Source organism: Candidatus Magnetaquiglobus sp., from assembly GCF_058402785.1.
The window spans coordinates 12,806-34,228 of sequence record NZ_JBZVFG010000043.1; the positions used below are offsets into that span (position 1 = coordinate 12,806).

A 21,423-nucleotide genomic window follows, 5' to 3' on the forward strand; every position below is an offset into this window, starting at 1 on the left:
GATCTCCCCCCATCAGGCAAGTTACCGTGGAACTCCCGAAGGGAGGTCCATAGAAGGTACGGGGGTGAGGGGGATCTCCCCCCATCAGGCTAAGTTATAGGCCTCGAATTGATGGCAAGGCAAGGTTCGTGACGGTTCATGGTCGTGCTGAACGAAATGGGACCGTGAATCGACCACGATGCCGTCTCCCGACCCGCCGTCCCCCGACGCTTTCCCGATCCTGTCCCGCGTGAGCCGGTTGTCGTGGCGGTTCCCATCCGCACGGCCTTCCCAAGGGGTTGGAATCAGGAGGAAGGGGGCGCGGAACGCCCCCCCCAATGCCCCTGTCTCCGGTTAGCGACCGAACGGCAACACCTTCTTCAACTCATCCAGAGGCGCGCTCCTGCCTTCACTTCCGGATGGGATGGCTTTGGCATCCCCCGCCGAGGGAGCCGTTCCCTTGTCCCCCGCCGCCGGTGCGGGCTTCAATCCCAACTTTTCGCCCAGCTTGCCGCCCAGGGCCTCCCCGAGCTTGCCGCCCAGCTTCTCCTGCACCTTCTCCATCGCTTTGGTCTTGAGCCCCTCGGCGATCAATCCCTCCAGATCGATCTGCCTGGAAGGATGGGCCAGGTCGCCGTGGATGCGCACCGGAATGGCGATCCCCTTGAGATCCTTGACACTCCGGGTGTCCACGTCATCCAGGGCCAGCACGTTGGCCTTGAAGGTGAAGTCGAGCTGGTTTTTCGGCAGATCCACCTTGCCGGCTCCGGTCAGCTTCAAGGCGGACGAGACCGCCTGAATGTTCTTGCTCTCCAACAGGCCGTTGTTGATCTCGGCGGACCCTTCCAGGGTGGTGAAGGGGGTGCGACCGGTATCCTGTCCGACCGACAGGGTGCGTCCCCGGGTCGCGGCATAGGCTCCATAAGCCTGGCGGATCGAGTGGGTGAGATCCATCTTCAGATACGCCCCATCCTTGACCACGAAACCCACCTTGCCATCCAGGTCCTGTTTGATGGCGGCCAGGTTGCGTCCCGTGGAGCTGACATCCACATCCAGATTGGCCGTGCCGGTGAGACTCTCCTCGTTGGCCAGATCCTTGAGCAAGGGCGCGACCTGTACCCCCTGGAGATTCTGCTTCAAGGTCAGTTTGGGCACCGGACCGCGCACATCCAGGGTGGCATCCATCCGGGTCGTGCCGCCGTAGAGCTTCATCGAGGCCGGCTCGAGTTTCAATACGCCATCCTTGCCCTTCAACACCACCTGGGTATCCTGGAACTTGCCGGATCCGAACTTCAACTGACCGATACGGATCTTGCCGTCCAGATCGAGTTTTTTCAGGGACTCGACCGGGATGTCGCCACCTGCGCCGCTGGCGGCGGGCTTGGGTGCGGAATCGGGTTTTGCGCCGGCCTCGGGCGTGGGTGCGGAGTCGGCGGGCTTGGCCTCGCCTCCGGAGTTGACGGCCTTTGGAGGCAGGTAGCGATCCAGATCCAGGGTGTCCATATCCAGATCCACCCGCATGGTGTTGCCACCGCCCAGTGGCCAGGTGACGCCGCCCTTGAGCCGGGTGTCGTCGAGTTTGGCCTCCAGGCGATTCAGGCCCACCTTCTGATCGTCCAACGAGAAGCCGGTTTTCATCTTCAGGTCGGTCAGGCTTTTGTCATCGGATGTCGCCGGGAGTTTCTGACCGAGTTTGGTCAAGAGGGCCCGGAGGTTCAAGGGTTGCAGATCCAGCTCTCCGGAGAGGGTCAGCGGTGCGAAACGGCTCACGTTCAGCTGTCCCTCGGCCTTGAGCTGCTCCAGCCCCTCCACCTTCAAGGCGCTCAGACGGGCGGTCTGCTTGAGCCCATCGACCTCGGCGCGGGCGGTGATTTTCAGATCGACCCCACCGGCGGGCAGGGAGCCTCCATCTGCCTTGATCGCCAGTTCCAGGGCCGGCAGAACCAGGTTCATCCCCTGGCGTTGACCGTCGATATCCCCCTTGTAGAGCGCTTCCAGATGGCCGAAGGCCGCGCCCGGCTTGCCATCTCCCTTGAGATCCAGGCTTGTGCCGGTGAGCTTGATCGTGTTCGAGGTGATCTCCAGTTGGCCACGCAGTTTGGATTCGGCCTTGACCAGAGGCGCGGGTCCGCCCTCGCTCTTGATCGTCAGTTCCAGCCCCTGGGCCTTCATCAGCGAGCCGTCGAACAGGGCGTCGATGTCGGCGGCCAGACGCAGGTCGGCGCTGGTTGCCGGCGAACCCTCGCCCCCCTTCACCGTCAGGCCGAGGGTGGTCTTGGTGAGCTGCACCCCCTTGCCGTCGGCAGAGGGACGCACCGTGGCCACCAGGCTGACATGGGCGTTGGTGGCCGGCTTGACCCGCTCCACATCGCTGTCGAACTCCAGGGCCACCGGCTGGCCGGGTGTCAGCTCCCCGGTGACCAGACGCACCTTCTTGAAAGTGTAGTTGGCCCCGTTGACCGCGTTGTTCCAGCTCACCTGGGCATCGCGAATCTCCACCCCGGCCAGGGTGATCGACGCCAACCCCGCACCACCCGCGCCACTGGCCTGGGCCTCCGCCGGTTTGGCGGCCTGGGCCTCTGCCGGTTTGGCGGCCTGGGCCTCCGCCGGTTTGGCGGTTTTCTCACCCGATTGCGCCGGGGATTTCTTCTCCACCGGCACGGAACCCTTCTCCACCGGCGTGGCGGCGGGGGCGCTCCTGGCGCCGGTCAGATCGCTCCAGTTGGTCTGTCCCTTGGCATCCTTGGCCAATTTGAGCCGCAAACCCTCCACCACCACCTTGTCCGCCTCCACCCGTTTGGACAACAGAGGCATCAGCCTGGCGCGCACATCCAGACGCGCCACCTTGGCCATGGGCTCGCTCCCGAAACCGGGGGCCTCCCCCAGGGTGACATCCTCCAGAGACACCCCGGCGGTGGGGAACACCGTGATCTTGATCGCGCCGTTGACGGTCAGATCCCGTCCGGTCTTCTCTTTTACCAGGGTGGAGATCTGTTGTTTGTACTGATTGGGATCGATCAGGGAGGGGACGACGACCGCCGCGGCCACGATCAGCACGACGGGTACGAGAAGGATCCAAAGCCATTTTTTCATCGAGGGGCGTCCTGCGGATGGTGGGTGGATGCGCACCGGAAAACGTGGACCATCGGCGTGGTCACGACCCGGCATGGATCACTATAACGCTGTCAGGGGCGTGGATTCAACCGGAATGCAACTATGCGAGGGACGGCTTGCCAAAACAATACAGAAATTCCCGGTTGCCCGCCGGGCCGGCGATGGGGGAGGGGAGGATCTCAAGGGTGGTCAGGCCGAGCGACTCGCCGGCGGCGCGCACCTTTTCGATCGCCTGTTCGTGGCGTGCCGGATCGCGCACCACGCCCCCCTTGTCGATGCAAGCGCGCGGCAGTTCGAACTGGGGCTTGATCAAGACCACCCCGTGACCGCCGGGTCGCAGACAGGCGATCGACGGGGGCAGGGCGAGGGTCTGGGAGATGAAGCTGATGTCCGAGGCGAGAAAATCGACCGGGCCAGGGAGATCCTCGGGGCGCAGGTGACGGATGTTGCGGCGGTCCATCACCACCACGCGCGGGTCGGTCTGGAGTTTCCAGGCCAGCTGACCGTGCCCCACGTCCACGGCGAACACCCTGGCCGCGCCGTGGACGAGCATGACCTCGGTGAATCCTCCGGTCGAGGCCCCGACATCCAGACATGCCAGTCCGGTCAGATCCCAGCCGCGATCTTCGAGAGCGGCCTGGAGTTTCAAAGCGCCCCGCGACACCCAGGCCAGAGGGGGATCCTTGAGACGAATCCGGGCCTCCCCGGTGATCAGGGAGCCGGCCTTGCCATCCGCCCGATCGTTCACCAGCACCTTGCCGGCCAGAATCAATGCCTGGGCCTGGGTCGCATCCGAGGCCAGACCCCGTTCGATCAACAGGTGATCCAGACGTTTGCGCATCGCGTTTCGTTCGGCCCGGTCAGGCGGGAGTCATCCGGAATTTCCTTGACCTGCCGGCGGATCAATTGCGTTGGTAGAGATCGTTTTGCACCGTGCCACAGAAATAGGGGGTGCCGGCCACCGTGGTATCCAGGGTGTAGCGTCCCTCGCCCAGACAGGTGAAGTCGTTGAGACAGTTGACCGAACCGCTCCAGGTGAACGGCCACTGCTTGTCCGCGGTCGCGCCGGTCAGGTTGAAGCTGAAGCCCCGGCTGGTGGTGGTCAAGGTGCCCTGGGATGGGAGGTTGTTGCCCGCGAACTGGATGGCATGAACCCCGGAACCATTCTTGGTGATGACCACCGCCACCTCTTGACCGAGCATGCCGCACTCGTTGGCGGTGATGTTTTTGAGCGTGCCGAAGGCCTCGTTGGAGACCTTCATCTTCCAGGTGCCGACGAGATCCATGGCCCTCTCCCCGTTCATCCGGGTGGTCGTGCACACCTTGCACCCGACGCTACCGTCGTGATTGATGCGCAGGAGATCGTTGTCCCCGGCGGTGATGATGCTGTCGGTGCCGCCGGTCAGGGTGATCACCCCAGAGGGGGAGAGGGTGCCGGTGAAGGTGCCGGAGCTGCTGCCCGCGTATTGCCCGCCGGAGAGCGCGCCGTTGGCGATGGTGAACTGCCAGGTGCCGTTCTTGTTGGCGCCGGCGTTGCTCCAGGTGCCGGAGTAGCTGCCGTCGAACCGTTTCTTGATGTTGGCATCCATGGCCGTGACCGCGTTGGCGACGGTCAGGGCGGTGGTGGTGCGGCTTCCCTTGTCCTTGTGAACGTTGTCCAGGAAAAAGCTCTGGAGCGGCGTATCCCCATCGAAGGGGACCGTGGAGGCGAAGTTGACCAGCAGCTTGTATTGCCTGACCTTGGCGGCATCGATTCCGCTCAGGTCCAGGGTGGTGCCTGTGCCGGCGTTCAAGGCCTGGAGAAGATACGCCATGTTTTTGACGCGCGTATCGGTCAGATCGACCGTTTTCGGGGTGGCCGAGGCGTTTTCTTCCTGTTGCACCAGATCGAGCGGGGTGACGTAATATTTTCCATCCGTGGCTGTGGTGCCGACGCTGCCGATCAGGGCCCGGCCCAGTTTGAGTCCATCCTGCCCCCCCAGATAGAACTCCACCGTTTCGCCGATGCGGTATTGAAACTCGCCGTTGGCGTTGGTCTTGCCCAGGGAGCCGAGATTGCCGAGGTAATCGATTCCCGCCACCGGGGCATCCAGAAACACGCCGGTTCCCGTGGTGACCACCGTCGCGGAGGGGTTGCTGGAGCTGTTGCCGCCGCCACCTCCGCCACAGGCTTGCGTTCCGAGAGCCAGCGCCGCGCTACCGAGCACGGCCAACCAGGTGGAGTATTGGGACAGATTGATCGACATGACGGCAACCCTATGGGGATGAAGAGGAATCTCACGGCACGGGGTTGCATATGCCATTGGCGTGCCAAGAGCGGCGGGGATGGTTACATGCGTAACAGATGGATCGTGTGAAGCACGCCCGCGGCGTCGAGTTCCAGTTCGGCGCGCAGTTCGGTCTGGGTGCCGTGGGGGATGAAGCGGTCCGGCAGGCCGATGTTGCGCACCTTGACGCCGGCATCGAGCAGCCCGTCACGGGCCAGAAACTCCAGCACCGCCGCGCCGAAGCCGCCGCACAGGGTGTTCTCCTCGAGGGTGAGGAGCAGACCGGCCTGGGCGGCCCGTCGCAGCAACGCCTCATCCAGGGGTTTGGCGAAACGGGCGTCGTACACCCCGACATCGATTCCATCCTCGGCCAGTTTTTCCGCGACCCGCAGGGCCACATGCACCGGTTGGCCGAGGGCGACCAGGGCGATCTCCCGCCCCTCGCGCAGGATCCGCCCTTCGCCGACGGTCAGTTTGCGCGGGCTCTCCCTGGGGAGGTTCAAGGCCGATCCGCGCGGATAGCGCAACGCTACCGGTCCGCCATGGGCCACGGCGGTGGCCAGCATGTGGCGCAGTTCGTTCTCGTCCGCCGGGGCCATGATCACCAGGTCCGGGATGGCGCGCAGGAAGGTGAGGTCGTAGGCACCGGCATGGGTCGGCCCGTCCGCGCCGACGATGCCGGCCCGATCCAGGGCGAAGACCACCGGCAGTTTTTGCAGCACCACGTCGTGGATCAGCTGGTCATAGGCCCGTTGCAGGAAGGTGGAGTAGATGGCCACCACCGGGATGAACCCCTCGCAGGCCAGTCCGGCGGCAAAGGTGACCGCGTGCTGTTCGGCGATGCCGACATCGAAGCAGCGATCCGGGAACTGCTCGTTGAATTCGTTCAGACCCGTCCCTTCCGGCATGGCGGCGGTGATGGCCATGATGCGCGGATCGGCGCGTCCCAGCTCCACCAGGGTTTCGGCGAACACCTGGGTATAGGATGGCGTGACATCCCGCGCCGGAGTCACCCCCTGGCGCCGGTCGAAGGGGTTGACCCCGTGGTAGGTGCAGGGATTCTTTTCGGCGGGTATGAATCCCTTGCCTTTTTTGGTGACCACGTGGACGAGAATGGGGCCGGGCAGTTCGCGCACGTTGCGCAGCGTGGGGAGGAGTTGATTGAAATCGTGTCCGTCGATGGGGCCGAAGTAGTCGAAGCCCAGCTCCTCGAAGAGGGTGCCGGGGGTGAGCAGCCCCTTGACGTGTTCCTCGGCCTTGCGGGCCGCGTCCAGCAGGGGCGGGGAGATGCGACCGAGCATGCGTCCCGTGCCGCCCTTCAGGCGGGTGTAGGTGCGCCCGCTCATGATGCGGCTCAAATAGGCCGAAAAGGCGCCCACATTGGCCGAGATCGACATTTCGTTGTCGTTCAGGATGACGATCAGATTGACCTGTTTCTGGTGGTCTCCGGCGTTGTTGAGGGCCTCGAAGACCATGCCGGCGGTCATGGCGCCGTCTCCGATCACGGCGATGGCATGGCGGTCGCTGCCCTGGCGGCGGCTGGCCATGGCCATGCCGAGGGCTGCGGAGATCGAGGTGGAGGAGTGACCTGCGCCAAACGGATCATACGGGCTTTCCGAACGGTTGGTGAATCCGGACAAGCCGTGTCTCTGACGCAGGGTGGCCATTCGTTCGCGCCGACCGGTGAGGATCTTGTGGGGATAGGATTGATGGCCCACATCCCAGATCAGGCGATCCTCGGGGGTGTCGAAGACGTAGTGCAGGGCCACGGTCAGCTCCACCACGCCGAGGCTGGCGCCCAGGTGTCCGCCGGTCTTGGCCACGGTATCGATGGTGAATTCGCGCAATTCGTCCGCGAGTTGTCGCAGCGAGGACTCCGGCAGGGCGCGCAGTTGATGCGGTTCGTGGATGGTCTTGAGCAGGGAGTGCATGATGGGTATCGTCGTCTCTCAATGGGTCCGGTCCAGCAGCAGGCCCGCCAAGGCGCGCAGCGGATCTGCGGAGGCGGAGAAGGAGGAGAGGGCGGTGAGCGCCTCGTTGACCATGTGTTCGGCCTCCTGGCGGGCCTGGGGGAGTCCCATCAGGGCCGGATAGGAGGCTTTCTGGTGTTTTTGGTCGTTGCCGGGGCTCTTGCCCATGATGGTGGGGTCGCCGATCACGTCCAGGATGTCGTCGGTGATCTGGAAGGCCAGGCCGAAGGCCTCGCCGAAGCGGTTGAGGCGTTGGATCTGGCCCTCGTCTCCCCCGCCGAGTCGCGCGCCGATCAGGCACGAAGCGCGAATCAGGGCGCCGGTCTTGTGGACATGGATGTTCTGGAGTTCGGCCAGGGTGGTTTCCCGGTTTTCGGCCTGCATGTCGAGCATCTGTCCGCCCACCATGCCGTGGATGCCGGCATCGCGGGCCAGTTGGGCGATCATGGCCAGCACCACCCCATCGGGTTGACCGGTCACCGGGGTGGCGGCCAGTTCGAAGGCATAGGTCAGCAGGGCATCCCCGGCCAGGATCGCCGTGGCCTCGTCGAAGGCCTTGTGACAGGTGGGCACCCCGCGGCGGAGATCGTCGTCGTCCATGGCCGGCAGGTCGTCGTGGATCAACGAGTAGGTGTGGATGCACTCCAGGGCGCAGGCGAACGGCAGCAGGGGTTCGAGACGCCCTCCCACCGCCTCGCCGGCGGCCAGGAGAAGAATCGGGCGCAGCCGTTTGCCGCCCCCGCCGAGCAGACTGTGACGGATTGCGGCGTTGAGCCGTTGGGGGGGGCGATGGGCTGCGGGGAGGTGGATATCCAGGCTCCGTTCCACCAGCTGTTTGCGCGCCTCCAGATAGGTTTTCAAGGCCGCCGGGGTCATTGCGGGATCATTCCTTGGCCTGGGCGGCCATCAGCTCTTCGATGCGCTGCTCGGCGGCGTCCAGACGTTGCTGACAGTGACGGGAGAGGGTCATTCCCTCCTCGAAGGCGGCCAGACTCTCCTCCAGGGGGAGATCGCCTTTTTCCAGGCGGGCGACCACCTCTTCCAGACGGCTCAGGGCCCTTTCGAAGTCGAGCGATGTGGCGGTGGCATCCATGGTGACGGTTTTTCTGCTCCATCCGGATTGGCATGAGTCGCGTCGGGAAACGGGTGGGAGAAGGGCGATCTCCCATCACCCGGCTCGCCGCGGATCACCTGGGGGCGTTTTCGTGGCAAGGGGGTGTAGCATAACACCCTAATTTTCGGGAAGCAATCTTCACCTTCATGTTATCGGGAATCAGTCGCGGCCCGGCAGGGCCGTGGGGTCGGCCCGCGCGTCCAGAGGGAATCCGTCGTGGGCCGCGCGAATCCCCGGCAGGGCCATGGGGTCGACCCGCGCGCCGCGCACCAGAACCCCCCAGTGCAGGTGGGGACCGGTGGCCCGACCGGTCATGCCGATGGCGCCGATGGGGGTGCCGGCTTCGACCCATTGGCCTTGGGTCACCTCCATGCGGTCGAGATGGGCGTACAGGGAGATCACGCCGTGGCCGTGATGGATCACCAGCGTGTTGCCGGTGAAGAAGTAGTCGTGACCGGCCAGCACCACGGTGCCGGGGGCGATGGTGGTGACCGGCGTTCCCTTGGGTGCGGCGATGTCCACGCCGTTGTGCGGCTTGCGCGGCTGGCCGTTGAGGATCCGTCGGCTGCCGAACACCCCGGAGAAGCGTCCCGAGGCTGGTTGCCTGAACCCTTTCTCGAACCCGACCCGCCCTTCGCGCAGTCGGTAGGTGGCGCTGATGGCCGCGGTTTCCCGTTCGGCGCGCGACAGGTCCGGCTGGTCGAGATCGACCTTTTTTTTCGGCAGATCGATGCGCTCTTCCTTGTAGGCGCGCTTCGGGATCGTCAACACCCGTGTCAGGGTCTCGGGGGTCCCTTTCGGCGGGGTCACCACCACCTCGAGGGTGACCTTGGCGGGTTGCTTTTCCATGTCCAGGGCGATCAGCGCCACCCCCTGGGGGGTGAGCGGAAAGGGTTCCTTGTCGAGGGATCCCTGGATTTTGGCGCCGGGCGGAAGATCGCGCACCTTGAGAAGAACCGCCATGCCGGGTCGCAGTTCGCCGGAAAGTTCCAGGGAGCCGGCCCGAACCGACCAGGGCCACAGACCGAGCAGACAGGCCAGCAGGGTGAGCGGGAGGAGGGGGCTTGGCGACGGAGAGGGTTTGAGCATGGACTTTTGGGATCGACGTGCGGGTTGATGATTGTTTAACGAAATCATGAAACACCCATTTCCAGGGTTGGTCAAGGTCTCTCCCGCCAGGCGATCACCTCGTGGAGGATGCCACGCAGGATCGACACCTCGCGGCGGTCGAGTCCGGCGCGCTGGAACATCGCCTTGATGCTGCCCATCATGTGTCGTTTCTGGCCATCCTTCAAGAAGCCGATGGTGGTCAGGGTCTCCTCCATGTGGGCGAAGAGGTGCTCCATGGCGGCGGCGGTGGCGGGGAGATCCTCCCGGAACGGATCGTGGGCCATGCCCCGTTCCCGTTGCAACGCCTGCATCGCCGCATACAGCACGATCAGGACCGCCTGGGCCAGATTCAGGGAGCCCTGTTCGCCGCGCGTCGGGATGTGACAGACCAGATTGGCCCGTTCCACATCCTCGCTCAACAGGCCGGTCCGTTCGGTGCCGAAGAGCAGTCCCACCCGGATGTCCGGCGGAACCAGGGCCTCGCGCAGCCTGATCCCGAGTTCGTCCGGGGTGACCACCACCTGTCGTTGACCGCGCGGACGGTTGCTGGTGGCCACCACCAGATGCAGGTCGGCGAGGGCCGAGGGGAGATCCGTGAAGATCTCCGCATCCTCGAGAATGGCGGTGCAGCCCACCGCGTAGGCCTCGGCATCGGGATGGGGGAACTGGCGCGGGGCCACCAGGCGCAGACGGGTGAATCCGGTGTTGCCCATGGCGCGTGCCACGGCGCCGATGTTGCCCGGATGGGCAGGGCGATCGAGGATCACCACCAGTTGCGCGGAGAGCCGTTCCGGGCTCGGGTCGGCGTCTGGTCCGGAGGGTTGGTCCGGGTGGGTGTTTGTCATGCGCGACCTCCTTGTCGGGCCCGCGAGGGGGTATCTTGCGATAATATTTGGCGTGAATGTTGCTTGAATCTGTTTGGATATCCTGGCATGATGACAAAGATACGGTGTCACAAGAAGGTCCATTTTTCAATGTCCGGCACCCGCAGGCCGCAATCGTCCGCCCCCCTGGAGTCACCTTGAACAGCAAACGCCCTTTTTTCGGCACGCGCGGACGTGCCAACCGGATCTCCGGCGCGGTCCGTCGTCCCAGACCCGGCGACTCCCCTTCTTCGGGAAGAGGGGCGCCTTCCGGTTCCCCCTCCTGGTGGAGCCGGAACAAAATGCGTTTGTTGATCGGCCTGGTCGTCCTGATCGCCGTTGGGGTGATCGCTTGGGTGCTGCTGACGCGGCTGGGCAAACCCGATGTCGCGCGGGAGCCTGGCGAGGAGAATCCGACCTGGCAATCCTGTCTGCTCGCCCCTCCGGAGGGGGGCTCCTATCCCAACCTGCTGCCGGTGCCCGCCGGCGAGTATCGTCTGCGCAACAACTCCCAGGAACTCAAGCCCTTCCTGGCTCCCCACGGCCTGAGCAAGATTCAGATCAAGGAGCCGTTTCTGATCGAAAAACACGAAGTGACCCTCAAGGCGTTCCGCCGCTACCTGGCCGCCGTGGAGAAGATGCCCGCCGGCGCGGAACGCGATCGGCTCAAGGCCCACATCGGCATGCACTGGAACAAGGACGAGGCCGAAACCGCCTCGGTGAAGGGGGTATCCTGGGAGGCGGCCCAGGATTACGCGGAGTGGCTGGGGCGTCAGACCGGCTGCGCCTATGCACTGCCCACCCGCGAGCAGTGGGGCGCGGCGGCGCTGCTTCTCGACGGGGCGCGGGAGACGGTCTCCAAGGCCGGGGTGTTGAGCAGCGAATCCCTGCGACGTCTGCTCTGGGGGGTGCGCGAATGGAGCGCCACCCCGTGCGCGGGCGGGTATTTCATCGTCGGAGAGGACGACTTCGTGCCCTTGCCGGAAGTTCGGTCCGCAACCTGCATGCCGGCGATGCTGTCCGTGGCCGGATTCCGCGTGGTGCTCAAGGCCTCCACGCCCGGAGCCGCCGGTGCCGACAAACCGGAAACGAGCGAGAAAACCGACAGGAAAGGGGCTTCCGGGGCCAGGCCCTAGAAACGGTCGGATGGCTGGATCCTTTGCTCCCGTCGGCTGTCTGGCATCGGTCATGCAGACTCGAAAAACGTCGCGACCGCGCGACGGGCGACAACCCTTTGACATTTTGATGGGGATTGATATCCGTGAACATCCGCACCATCTCCCGACTCCTCTCCTGGACCCTTTGCGGTCTGCTGTGCGCGGCTCCACCCGCGGCCTGGGCCAAGGAGAGTCAACCGGGCAGTTGCGCGACCTTCGATTTTTCCGGTTTCTACCAGAACGACAAGCTGCAATGGGCCGGCGTGGCGCGGGTGTCGCGCAACAACGCCCCGCTCTTCGATGCCGCCACCGGAGAGAAGAAAACCGGTTCCCTGCCGTTCAATCAGCAGGCGGAGATCCAGGAAGAGAAAAAGGATCGGGTCAAGATCCGTGCCTTCCGCTTCAAGGATCGCCCGGAGACGACCGGTTGGGTGGCCAAAAGCGATCTGTTGTGCCGCAACCTGCCGATCAAGAGCGATTCCGGCCTGGAGATGAAGTTCTTCATCAAGACCTCCACCGTGGCGCGGGATGATTCGGGACAGGAGCCCAAGGTCCAGCCCTATCAGGATCCGGAGTTGAAGGAGTGCGTCGGCGGTGCGGGTCACTGTCGCGAGGGGGCCTCCCGCTTCCACATGTACTTCGTTTTCGACGAGACCGACAAGGCGGTGCTGCTGGCCGATCGCTACCGCCTGGAAGAGGACGGGATCCTGCTCGGCTGGGTGGACAAGGGGAACGGTTTCCTGTGGAACAACGCCTTCAGCCTGCGTCCCAAGGAGACCCTCACCTCCCCGGATCAACAGACGCCGGGCACGCTCTGCACCTACGAGAACCTGGACGACGCGGTAAACCGCAACGCCGCCGCCTGTCAACCGGTGGTCGGCGGCAAGGAGTGGTTCCGCTCCTCGCTGCGCATCCCGGTGCTCGACATGGTGAATGCCAAGAACCAGCACGTCGCCCCCTCCGGGATCGACGGGGAGGGAGGGCAACGGCTGTTCTACAAGGTGGCCCTGGCCCGTCCGGGTCTGGTGGGACGGCGGGTGAACGAGGAGAAGGTGGCCATCTCGCCGACCCTGGCCAGCCGCATCCTGCCGGAATACAAGAACCTCTCCGCCAAGAAGAAGGTGGACATCTTCTTTCTGCTCGACGCCACGGCCAGCATGGAGCCGGTGATCGACGCGGTGCGCGGCGCCTCGGACAAGAGTGGCGTGATCCAGGAGATCATCCACACCCTCAAGAACACCCAGGGGTTCAAGGAGACCCAGTTCCGCTTCGGTTTCCGGGTCTATCGCGATCCCTACGCGGACAAGCTCTTTCCCGGCACGCCGGGGGACGGCATCGGCGAGGGGCACCCCTTCAACGACCATTGCGAGCAGGACGCGGCCACCCAGAAAACCGAATTCGCGAAGTTCGAGGAGGCGATCGCCAAGGTCAAGGTGACCCAGGGCGATACCGAGGACGACTATCAGGAGAATCTCTACGGCGGTCTGGAACAGGCCTTGAAAAGCGACATGACCGCCTGTCCGGACCACCTGAAACTGCTTTTCGTGATCGGCGACAGTGGTTACACCTCGACGCGCGTCGAATCGGACCGCCGTGGCCGTGGCCATGCCGTGGCCAAGTATGACCGTCCGGTGACCCGCGAGGCGCTGGGCAAGCTGCTGCGTGGCGGGGCGGAGACCGGCGCCAAGAGCAACAACGTCATTCCGTTCTTCATCCAGACCCCCTACAAGGGTGAACTGATGAAGCATGCCCAATCCTACCGGCTCGCCTACGAGCAGTTCGAGGCCCAGACCCGTCATCTGCTCGAACAGAGCCTGCCCGCCACCGATGTGCAGGCCGGCGCGGTGAAGGATCACTGGTTCCGCCTGGAGGAGGAGAAGCTGATCTCCCGTCTGGTGGCCAAGGTGGAGACCTTGAGTTCGAGCGCGCTGATCGACGAGATCATCCTGGACGTGCGCGGTGGCGCGGCCCTGAACGCGGTGATCGACCGGTTGAGAAGGGAGAGAATTGACATTCCGGGCGTTTATTGGCACATTCTGCAGCGGGGAAGCTGCGGGGAGTTGGGCAAGCAGTGCGAGGATCGGGTTTACGACACCACGCGCATCGGCTACATCGAAGCCGACGACAAGGTGGCCGAGGAGCTTTGGATCAGCAGCGGCGCTCTCTCCTCGTGGATCCGCATCCTCAAGGGATTCGAGGGGTATTTCGACCTGCCGGAGAATCAACTCCGTCGCGCGCTCATCAGCGCCATGCTGCTGGGACTCCAACAGGAGATCCGCCGTCCGCCCATCGACGTGGCCGGCGAAACCCCGGCGGAGTATGCGCAACGGCGCGGCGGTCTGCCGGTGCGGCGCCACAGCCCGCTGTTGAGCTATCCGGTCCCCTCGCTTTCGGCGGAAAACACGACGCGCAACAAGGATGGACGGCTGGTGGTGCTCGACGCGAAAAACAACCCGATGAAGGACAAGGCCGGACAGGAGATCCTGGCCGCGCCGGCCTGCGAGCTGCGCCGTCTGGCGTTGTGGGCGATCAAGTCCAAGGAGTTGTTGGAGATCGTCGAGCGCGATCACGTCCGCCCGGTCTACAAGGCCGTGCCCCATCAGCCGCGTCAGTGCCCGGACGCCACCACCAACGGTCGCGCCCTGCCGCAAATCAACGAGGCGATCAGCCAAACCCCCCTCGGACCGGACAAGAACTACCGCTTCGGTCATGAGATCGGTGGCATGCGCGGCTACTGGGTGCCGCAGGAATACCTGCCATGACCTGGGGCGTTCAGGTACGCGCCGCGACCGTGGGATGGGGCGATTTCGTCCTCCAGGTCGGCGGATTGACCCTGGACGCCAACGCCATCTCCGGTCGTCTGCCGGTGCTCGGTCGCAGCGGCAGCGGCAAGAGCACCCTGATGTATCTTCTGACCTTTCTCAAGCGGCCACGCGAAGGGTGGGTGCGCTGGAACTTCCCGGACGGATCCCAGGCGGTCTGGGGTCCGAAAGGACTCGACGCCTCCTCCACCCTGTCGCTGACCGACATCCGGCGCCGTTGTTTCGGTTTCGCCTATCAGAGCAGCACCCTGACCCCTTATCTGCGCGTGCGCGAAAATTTGCGCTATCCTCTGGAACAGCGCGGCGGCTACTCCGATGCCGAGATGGATCGCAAGGTCCACGCGGCCATGGATCGGGTGTTGCTGCGTGACAAGAACGGCGCCCGCATCGAGGAGACCACCCCCGAGGAGTTTCTGGAACGTTACCCGAACCAGCTCTCCGGCGGACAGTTCCAGCGGGTGGCCCTGGCCCAGGCGATGATCCACGACCCCTACGTGCTCTTCGCCGACGAACCGACCGGCAACCTGGACTCCGAAACCCGCCGCGAGGTGATGTCCCTGGTCGATCGCTGGCTCACCGTCGGCGATCGCATGGTGATCTGGGTTACCCATCACCAGTCCGATGCCCTGGACCCCCGCGTCAACCACTGGTTGATGGTGGCCAACAACCGCTGCCATCTGCGTCTCAAGGGCGGCGGCAAACTTTCCGAAACCCACTCCGAGCAGGGCTGACCGGGATATGTCCCAGCCACGCGATCCTCCCCTTCCCAATGGTGAAAAAATCAAACGCCGCTGGACTCCGGTCTGGATCTCCCTGGGCGCGCGCGCCTACTGGCGCTCGTTCGGCTGCGGACGGTTCGGCTGCGCCGGCGGCGGACGGGATTTCGCCTGGCTGACCCTGCTGTTGGCCCTGGTCATCTGCATGGCCCTGCTGCTGGTCGGCACCCGCGCCGGCCTGCTGGAACGGTTCACCGATGCCCTGCTCGGCACGCTCCGTCCCCAGGGGGTGCCGGTGTGGGTCACCTCCCACTGGGAGAATCATCAGGGGATCGGTTCGGATCTCCTCGCCCGCCTCAAGGAGATGGAAAAACGCATTCCGGGCGAATCCTTCGGCATCACCGCCTATCCCTATCGTCAGGTCGGGGATGCCTCGCCGAAGATCCGTCTGCCGGGTGGGGGCGCCTGGGACCCGGGCACGCCATGGCTCGGTTGGGCGGTCTATCCGAATGATCCGCTCTGGAACATGGAGATCCCCAGGGAGTGGGTCGAGGAGCAGAACCAGATGGCCGAGGGGTGGATGGGTCTCCCCTTGACCGTGGTGTTGAGCGAGTCGCAGTTCGCCGAGAGCTTCAATTACGAAGCCTATCGCGAGGCGGTGCAACCGATCCTGGTGCAGAAGAAACTCCGTCGTCTGCCGGAAAAACCGCCCCAGGATGCGTTGCGCAACGCCTTGGATGCCATCTGGCTGGAGATCAACGTCGGCAACAGCGTGGAACTGGTCCCCTTCCGGGTGCGCTGGGTTCACCACATCCCGGCCATGGAGAAGGTCTCCTTCCTGTTTCCGCTCTCCACCTACCATGCCCTGCTGGCCGCCTTCCATTTTCCGGAGATCCGCCTGGATGTCAAATCCAAGGGGATGGGCGATCTCGAGGAGTATCGCCGGCTGACCGCCTCGAGCTATCCGAGGGGGGAGATTGCCTCCCACGCCCTGTGTCTGACCGAGGAGATCGCCAAGACCGGCCTGACCGGTCTGCCGAAGATCCCGGAGAGTGTCTGCGCCAGGCCGCAACTCCCGCCCTCTGCCAGCGCCGCCAGCCGTCCGGTTTCGGACGATGGCTGGGACGTGCTCAACCACGACGACAACCATCGTTTGTGGATGCCCTGTCACCGTTTCCCGATGGAAAATCCGCTGCGCGACAGCCTCTGTCCCACCGGACGCCCCAAGCCGGGTCAGTCGATCGTCTACGCACCGTGGGATGTCACCGAGTCGGGCACCAGTTTTTCGGCGGTGCGGGTCTACATGCCCGACCCGACCCGGTTGAGCAAGGGGATCCGCGCCCTGATGGCCGTGCGCACCCGCGACGGACGACCGGCGTTCAACATCCACTCGATGTATCAGGACGCCCTGAACCGCTTCAATCTGTTGAGCGATCTGCTCTCCACCATGACCCCGGCCTATGCGCTCACCTTCGGGATCTTCCTGGGCGCGCTGCTCCTGGCCCAGGCCGGCACCCTGATCGGTCACCGGCGCCATCACTACGGCATTCTGCTCAGTCGCGGCTGCACCTGGACCGGGTTGTACGGCAAGCTGTTGTGGCAGATGCTGCTCGCCACCTTGACCGCCGGAACCCTGGCGGTGTTCGGCATGATCCCGGCGCTGCGTCATCTGCTGGATGACGGCTTCAAACGGATCATCTCCCGTTATCAGGATCTGCTGCCCCCCGGTTATGACTTCGAGGCATTGCCGCTTCCCTGGCAGGAGATCGGGATCACCCTGGGCGAGGTGTACGCGGTGGTGGCCCTGGTGACGATTTTCCTGTTGTTCCGCCTGCCGTTGCGCGGCGACACCGCGCCGTCGGATCTTTTGCACGGGGATGGTCTGGCCCCGCGCGCCCGGGATGGCAACCGCAAACGCGAGGCGTGAGAGGTTCGCCGTCCTTTCGTCATTCGGCCTGCCCGTTCTTGCGTTTCCGGCCTGCCCGTCATGGTCTCCCGAAGGGAGGTCCATGGTACGGGGGGTGAGGGGTGTCTCCTCGCATCATGCAAGTTGCCGTGGCGGGAACCAATTCATCCCGCCAAGACTCTATAGAGGGCTGTTGGGGGCTTCCACCCGTGAAGACATCCAACGCCCACCGGTTGTTTTTCAATTCATTCGTTACATCGATGATCCAAGGAGCTGGACCATGATCGACACCTCCAATCCCCATGCCCTCAAAAAGAAGGTTTCCGCCGACTACGACACCACCATCGGGGCGATCAAGGCCGCGTTGGCCGAGCAGGGGTTCGGGATCCTGACCGAGATCGACGTGGCCGCCACGTTGAAGAAGAAGCTCGATGTCGATACCCCGCGCGCCATCATTCTGGGTGCCTGCAATCCCAAGCTGGCCCATCGTGCCATGAGTCTGGTGCCGGATGTGAGCGTTTTTTTGCCGTGCAACGTGGTGGTGCGGGAGAATGAGGGGGGTGAGGTGGAGATCGCGGCCCTGAACCCCGAGACCATGGGACAGATGATCGCCAATCCCGGACTGGTCGAAGTGGCCGACGAGGCCAACAAGCGGATTCGCGCGGCCCTCGACGCGGTGAATTGAGGCAGACGAAAGGCGGTTGCTTCACCGATTGAAACGCGGGGTCGGGTGCGCGCCGACCTCGCGCTTTCCCGACACGTGATCAGGCCCAGGCGACTGGCGGTCCGATACCTGATCCGCATTCACTGAAAATTCATGGCGAGATCGATCCAACCTATCCTGGACGATTGCTGGTCATGGCCGAACGACAAGAGATCCGTCGCCAGAATATGGAAAAAATGGCGTAACGATTCAGAACCCCCAAGTTGGCGGGGTCCAGGGGGCACTGGCCCCTGGTGGGATCCAAGGGCGAAGCCCTTGGGAAAGTGCGGTTGATTTTGTCTTTTGCGCGCTTTTCACGATAAGCCAATTTTTGCGATTCTTGCGAGAATTGGCGCAAGCGCGCGGTCTTATGTGCCCTGAGTCGTTGCCGATTTTGGGCAACGACTCAGGGCGAATGACACGTCAGCACATAAGCCGCACTCCCGCAGCTTGGGTTTCTTGGGCCATGTTCGCGGGAATGTTTCGCCAAAGGCGCGAAACGTTCCCGCGGCCAAGGCAGCGCGCAGCGTTTTTTCGCAAAAAACGCTTTTTTGAAGAGCGCGCCAAAGTCAAAAGAAGAGTCAAAACAACACCTCGGAGGCTCTGCCTCCGAACCTCCGCCGGGGACCGCAAGGTCCCCGGCCCTCTGCAATAGCGGGAGTCCTGAATCGTTACAAAATGGCAATCGCATCGGGTTCTGCTCAGAAACGAGCCAAACTCGATGCGCATGTCCCACTGCCGCGCGCATGCTCCCCTGGTGCGCGACTGATCCCCGGCCCCGGCTCGCCATGGCGTGGGTTCGCCCCCTTTTTTGAAGCGGTCACTTTCCCAGGATTCCCTGCCACCAGGTGCGAGCCAGCCACACCGGATGTCGGAACAACCGGCGCCGTTCAAGAATCTGGGCACGATTGCGGATCATGTCGTCGAAGAGTTCCACATAAGCCGAACAGGTACGCGTGGCGGTGAAGGGGTAGTCCGGCATCCGATCCGCCCAACGCGGATAGGAGGCATGCATCTCTTCGAGCTTCTCCGGGAACTGGTCCGGGGTGAAGGGAATTCCCCAGGTGTCGCTGGTTTCCGGCATGGAGGCTTGCGACACATACAACAGCGGCAGACCGCACAACGCCCCTTCGATGTTGTGATTGCTCCCCGGTTCGTTGCGCGAGGCGGTCAGGTAGACATGATGTTTGCGGATTTCATCTCCGAGCGCCTGTCCGTCCAGAGGATCGATATGGTGGGCGTGGGCGAAGGTGAAATCATCCGGGAGTCTGCCGATGTAGGTGAACCCGAAGCGGTCACGATAGGTCGGTTGAGCCAGCATCTGGTCGAGTTGTTCGTAAATGTCGAACCCCTTCATGCGGATCGCGCCCCAATGGTGGGTCACCAGACGCAGCTTGGTGTGTCCATCCCATCGGAGGTAACCCCGAGGGTGAAAAATGGACTGATTCCCGCCATTCAGGATGACGCTGCTCGACTTGACCGGCATGCCTTGCCCGAGATGGAGATTTTGCAGCCAGGAGCTGACAAAGACGGTATGATCGGCCACACGGGTCGCGGAGGCGAGAAGATCATTCAGCCCTGTTGTGCCTTTTCGTTCGTCGCATTCATTTACGCGATGAACAACGAGTGCGCGCGGATTGATATGCAGAAGATAATGCAGTATTCCAGAGTGATTGTAGCTGCAACTGGCCAGTTTCAGGCGTGGATCGGTCAGAAGAATCAAATCCAGTTCTGGATCCTGCAAGTCAAACGAGACCTGCCAACCAAGCGTGTCCAGATGGTTGACCAGAGACGACACGAAGCGATTGCCTCCACCCCATGGACCTGTTTGCAGCTTCATGCCAATACTTATTTTCATCCCACAGGATTCTCCTGATGGTTCAGCACAGGGGGTGACGACTTCCAGAGGCGCTCTTGGCGTGAGCTGGAATGTCTGTCCCTGCCAGCCAACATTATCATCAAGCGGTATGCATCATTTTAAAAATAAAGGGTCGTGCAGCCTGATCGCCATGGAATCCCCTCAAGGGGATTTTTGAAGTCTCGGATGAAGGCTGCATTCTTTTGTAACTTGCATGATGGGGGGAGAACCCTCTACCCCCTTTACCATGGCCCTTCCTTTGGGAGTACCATGGTAAGCAAATTGGATTCCAGTTTGTGGGTTCTGGTGGAATCCTCGTGCGAATGCCTTCCGTTCTCGAGAGGCTGTCTGATGAGGGCGAGTTACGGTGGTGTCGATTTTTCGCGCACCTCATGTTCCGGTCAACTTATTATCCACAAAATTGAATCAATGCCAAGTGGCTTGACACGCTTCACGGAAAAAAAATGGCCCAGCCAATTCTGGTGTTTATCAGATGCCTAGGGAATCGGACATGCCATGGAATGTGTGGTTGGCGTCGTTTTATTTTGGGAGCGGCAACAAGTTGGAATGATCGGGAGGTTGTTGACAACCTGTTCTTTATTGTTTAGGCTTGAAAAGCGTATCAAGCATGGGTGAACATCGTGTGGAGAGTGGTGTTCAACTGGGGCCGCGTTGCCAGGAAGGGGGTTTTTCGTGGATCGGACCGATTCATCATGGTCCCAGAGGCAACAATCCATCGAGTCCGTTCCAGCGGCGCGATGTCGGCCTTCCTGGTGGATGCGGATGGGCGCGCGTTTCGGACTCTCGATGGGGCGATGGTTGCATCCACCAGCCGGAGTCTACATCCTGGCCTATCACAGCGTCGTGGATCCGGAGAACCGTCAGAGTTGGGAGCAACACTATCGCAAGGGTGAGGTGACGGTCCAAACCCTGGAACGTCAACTCGCCACGCTGCTGACCTGGATGACGCCACTTCCCTTGAGTCGGGTTCCGACGCTTTGGGAACGGGGTGGTCCGGATCGCCCCTACCTGGTGGTCACCTTTGACGATGGTTTCGAGAACAACCGTCGCCTGGCCGATCCCGTGTTGCGCCGTTTGGGGATTCGGGCGACCCTGTTCGTCAACGGGGCCTTTGCCGACCGGCGGGAAGTGTTCTATCGGATTCCCGCGGCCATGCTGGTGGGGATGGGACATGCCGGGGCGTTGTCCACGGCGTTGCGATCGGCCCTGCCGGAAACGCCCTGGAGCGCGGATCCTCAAGAACTCTTCAATCAGACCAAATCCCGCTATGTCCCGGAGATCATGGAGTCGGTCGTGCTGGCGGTCTTTGCCGAACGGATCGGTCCGTGGCGCGACCTGGGGGTCCATCTGAGCGTCGATGGGGTGCGGGATCTGCACCGGTCGGGCTGGGAGATCGGCAATCATACCTCAAGCCATCGCATTCTGAGCACCCTGACCATGCCGGAGGTGGTCCGCGCCATCGAGGGGAACGAAACCTTTTGGTATCAGGCCGGGGTGCCTTTGATCCCCTTTCTGGCCTATCCGGTTGGCCGGGCCTCGGATGTGCATGCCGGGGTATGGGACTACCTGAAAACCCGGCCTGAACTGCACGGACTCTTTTGTGGCGGGGGCGTCAATGTGCGGGCCAGTCGTGGCGAATGGTTGCGTTTCAGTCTGGGACGCGCGGAACGGCGCGAAGAGATTCTGGAACGGCTGCGCGACGAGTTGGCGCGGACCCGTGCCAGTTTGAACGTTTGAACCGTTCCTCGGTCTGGCCGACCGCACCGTTGGTCTGGCCGACCGCACCGTTGGTCTGGCCGACCGCACCGTTGGTCTGGCCGACC

At 63.2% G+C, this 21,423-nt stretch carries 16 protein-coding genes; 7 read left to right on the forward strand and 9 right to left on the reverse strand.

The window, feature by feature from the left end; genetic code table 11:
• Nucleotides 1-333: 333 nt before the first annotated feature.
• The 8 genes from ACV4UY_RS13045 to ACV4UY_RS13080 form a co-directional block, all read right to left on the reverse strand.
• On the reverse strand, nucleotides 334-3,072 hold the full coding sequence (locus tag ACV4UY_RS13045; protein WP_491608021.1) for an AsmA family protein: 2,739 nt from the start codon (nucleotides 3,070-3,072) through the stop codon (nucleotides 334-336).
• A 121-nt stretch (nucleotides 3,073-3,193) separates the two neighbouring features.
• Entirely contained in the window at nucleotides 3,194-3,934 is a 741-nt protein-coding gene (locus tag ACV4UY_RS13050) for a TlyA family RNA methyltransferase (RefSeq protein WP_491608022.1), read from the reverse strand.
• A gap of 61 nt (nucleotides 3,935-3,995) precedes the next feature.
• Nucleotides 3,996-5,339 carry a hypothetical protein gene (locus ACV4UY_RS13055; RefSeq protein WP_491608023.1) on the reverse strand — a complete coding sequence of 448 codons (1,344 nt, stop codon included), beginning with the start codon at nucleotides 5,337-5,339 and terminating at the stop codon, nucleotides 3,996-3,998.
• Between the two features lie 83 nt (nucleotides 5,340-5,422).
• Complete coding sequence (gene dxs / locus ACV4UY_RS13060; protein WP_491608024.1) at nucleotides 5,423-7,291, reverse strand: 1-deoxy-D-xylulose-5-phosphate synthase; 1,869 nt, start codon at nucleotides 7,289-7,291, stop codon at nucleotides 5,423-5,425.
• 18 nt (nucleotides 7,292-7,309) lie between these two features.
• Nucleotides 7,310-8,206, reverse strand: coding sequence for a polyprenyl synthetase family protein (locus tag ACV4UY_RS13065; protein WP_491608025.1), 897 nt, complete (start codon nucleotides 8,204-8,206; stop codon nucleotides 7,310-7,312).
• Between the two features lie 7 nt (nucleotides 8,207-8,213).
• Complete coding sequence (xseB, locus tag ACV4UY_RS13070; protein WP_491608026.1) at nucleotides 8,214-8,423, reverse strand: exodeoxyribonuclease VII small subunit; 210 nt, start codon at nucleotides 8,421-8,423, stop codon at nucleotides 8,214-8,216.
• Between the two features lie 180 nt (nucleotides 8,424-8,603).
• On the reverse strand, nucleotides 8,604-9,533 hold the full coding sequence (locus ACV4UY_RS13075; protein WP_491608027.1) for a M23 family metallopeptidase: 930 nt from the start codon (nucleotides 9,531-9,533) through the stop codon (nucleotides 8,604-8,606).
• Between the two features lie 71 nt (nucleotides 9,534-9,604).
• Nucleotides 9,605-10,399, reverse strand: a complete 795-nt coding sequence (locus ACV4UY_RS13080; RefSeq protein WP_491608028.1) for an RNA methyltransferase — start codon at nucleotides 10,397-10,399, stop codon at nucleotides 9,605-9,607.
• A gap of 176 nt (nucleotides 10,400-10,575) precedes the next feature.
• On the opposite strand from ACV4UY_RS13080, the gene ACV4UY_RS13085 reads away from it, so the two are divergent.
• The 5 genes from ACV4UY_RS13085 to ACV4UY_RS13105 all read left to right on the forward strand — a co-directional run bounded on the left by ACV4UY_RS13085 (nucleotide 10,576) and on the right by ACV4UY_RS13105 (nucleotide 17,703).
• On the forward strand, nucleotides 10,576-11,553 hold the full coding sequence (locus ACV4UY_RS13085) for a formylglycine-generating enzyme family protein (RefSeq protein ID WP_491608029.1): 978 nt from the start codon (nucleotides 10,576-10,578) through the stop codon (nucleotides 11,551-11,553).
• A 125-nt stretch (nucleotides 11,554-11,678) separates the two neighbouring features.
• Nucleotides 11,679-14,336, forward strand: coding sequence for a hypothetical protein (locus ACV4UY_RS13090; protein WP_491608030.1), 2,658 nt, complete (start codon nucleotides 11,679-11,681; stop codon nucleotides 14,334-14,336).
• Complete coding sequence (locus tag ACV4UY_RS13095) at nucleotides 14,333-15,127, forward strand: ABC transporter ATP-binding protein (RefSeq protein WP_420904101.1); 795 nt, start codon at nucleotides 14,333-14,335, stop codon at nucleotides 15,125-15,127. Before ACV4UY_RS13090 ends, ACV4UY_RS13095 begins: the two co-directional genes overlap by 4 nt.
• A gap of 7 nt (nucleotides 15,128-15,134) precedes the next feature.
• Entirely contained in the window at nucleotides 15,135-17,039 is a 1,905-nt protein-coding gene (locus ACV4UY_RS13100) for a hypothetical protein (protein WP_491608031.1), read from the forward strand.
• A 259-nt stretch (nucleotides 17,040-17,298) separates the two neighbouring features.
• Nucleotides 17,299-17,703, forward strand: a complete 405-nt coding sequence (locus ACV4UY_RS13105) for a DUF302 domain-containing protein (protein WP_491608032.1) — start codon at nucleotides 17,299-17,301, stop codon at nucleotides 17,701-17,703.
• A gap of 838 nt (nucleotides 17,704-18,541) precedes the next feature.
• Here ACV4UY_RS13105 and ACV4UY_RS13110 read toward each other — a convergent pair.
• A complete protein-coding gene (locus tag ACV4UY_RS13110; protein WP_491608033.1) occupies nucleotides 18,542-19,105 on the reverse strand; it encodes a hypothetical protein in 564 nt (187 codons plus the stop codon).
• 45 nt (nucleotides 19,106-19,150) lie between these two features.
• Here ACV4UY_RS13110 and ACV4UY_RS13115 point away from each other — a divergent pair, with 45 nt between their 5' ends.
• Both ACV4UY_RS13115 and ACV4UY_RS13120 read left to right on the forward strand, forming a co-directional pair.
• Nucleotides 19,151-19,597, forward strand: a complete 447-nt coding sequence (locus tag ACV4UY_RS13115) for a hypothetical protein (protein WP_491608034.1) — start codon at nucleotides 19,151-19,153, stop codon at nucleotides 19,595-19,597.
• Between the two features lie 765 nt (nucleotides 19,598-20,362).
• Nucleotides 20,363-21,337, forward strand: a complete 975-nt coding sequence (locus ACV4UY_RS13120; RefSeq protein WP_491608035.1) for a polysaccharide deacetylase family protein — start codon at nucleotides 20,363-20,365, stop codon at nucleotides 21,335-21,337.
• The last annotated feature ends 86 nt before the right edge of the window (nucleotides 21,338-21,423 follow it).

What these genes read in the sequence shown, in the direction of transcription:
- ACV4UY_RS13045 (WP_491608021.1), bottom strand. Translation starts at nt 3,072, where the DNA reads ATGAAAAAATGGCTTTGGATCCTTCTCGTACCCGTCGTGCTGATCGTG.
- ACV4UY_RS13050 (WP_491608022.1), bottom strand. Translation starts at nt 3,934, where the DNA reads ATGCGCAAACGTCTGGATCACCTGTTGATCGAACGGGGTCTGGCCTCG.
- ACV4UY_RS13055 (WP_491608023.1), bottom strand. Translation starts at nt 5,339, where the DNA reads ATGTCGATCAATCTGTCCCAATACTCCACCTGGTTGGCCGTGCTCGGT.
- dxs (WP_491608024.1), bottom strand. Translation starts at nt 7,291, where the DNA reads ATGCACTCCCTGCTCAAGACCATCCACGAACCGCATCAACTGCGCGCC.
- ACV4UY_RS13065 (WP_491608025.1), bottom strand. Translation starts at nt 8,206, where the DNA reads ATGACCCCGGCGGCCTTGAAAACCTATCTGGAGGCGCGCAAACAGCTG.
- xseB (WP_491608026.1), bottom strand. Translation starts at nt 8,423, where the DNA reads ATGGATGCCACCGCCACATCGCTCGACTTCGAAAGGGCCCTGAGCCGT.
- ACV4UY_RS13075 (WP_491608027.1), bottom strand. Translation starts at nt 9,533, where the DNA reads ATGCTCAAACCCTCTCCGTCGCCAAGCCCCCTCCTCCCGCTCACCCTG.
- ACV4UY_RS13080 (WP_491608028.1), bottom strand. Translation starts at nt 10,399, where the DNA reads ATGACAAACACCCACCCGGACCAACCCTCCGGACCAGACGCCGACCCG.
- ACV4UY_RS13095 (WP_420904101.1), top strand. Translation starts at nt 14,333, where the DNA reads ATGACCTGGGGCGTTCAGGTACGCGCCGCGACCGTGGGATGGGGCGAT.
- ACV4UY_RS13100 (WP_491608031.1), top strand. Translation starts at nt 15,135, where the DNA reads ATGTCCCAGCCACGCGATCCTCCCCTTCCCAATGGTGAAAAAATCAAA.
- ACV4UY_RS13105 (WP_491608032.1), top strand. Translation starts at nt 17,299, where the DNA reads ATGATCGACACCTCCAATCCCCATGCCCTCAAAAAGAAGGTTTCCGCC.
- ACV4UY_RS13120 (WP_491608035.1), top strand. Translation starts at nt 20,363, where the DNA reads ATGGGCGCGCGTTTCGGACTCTCGATGGGGCGATGGTTGCATCCACCA.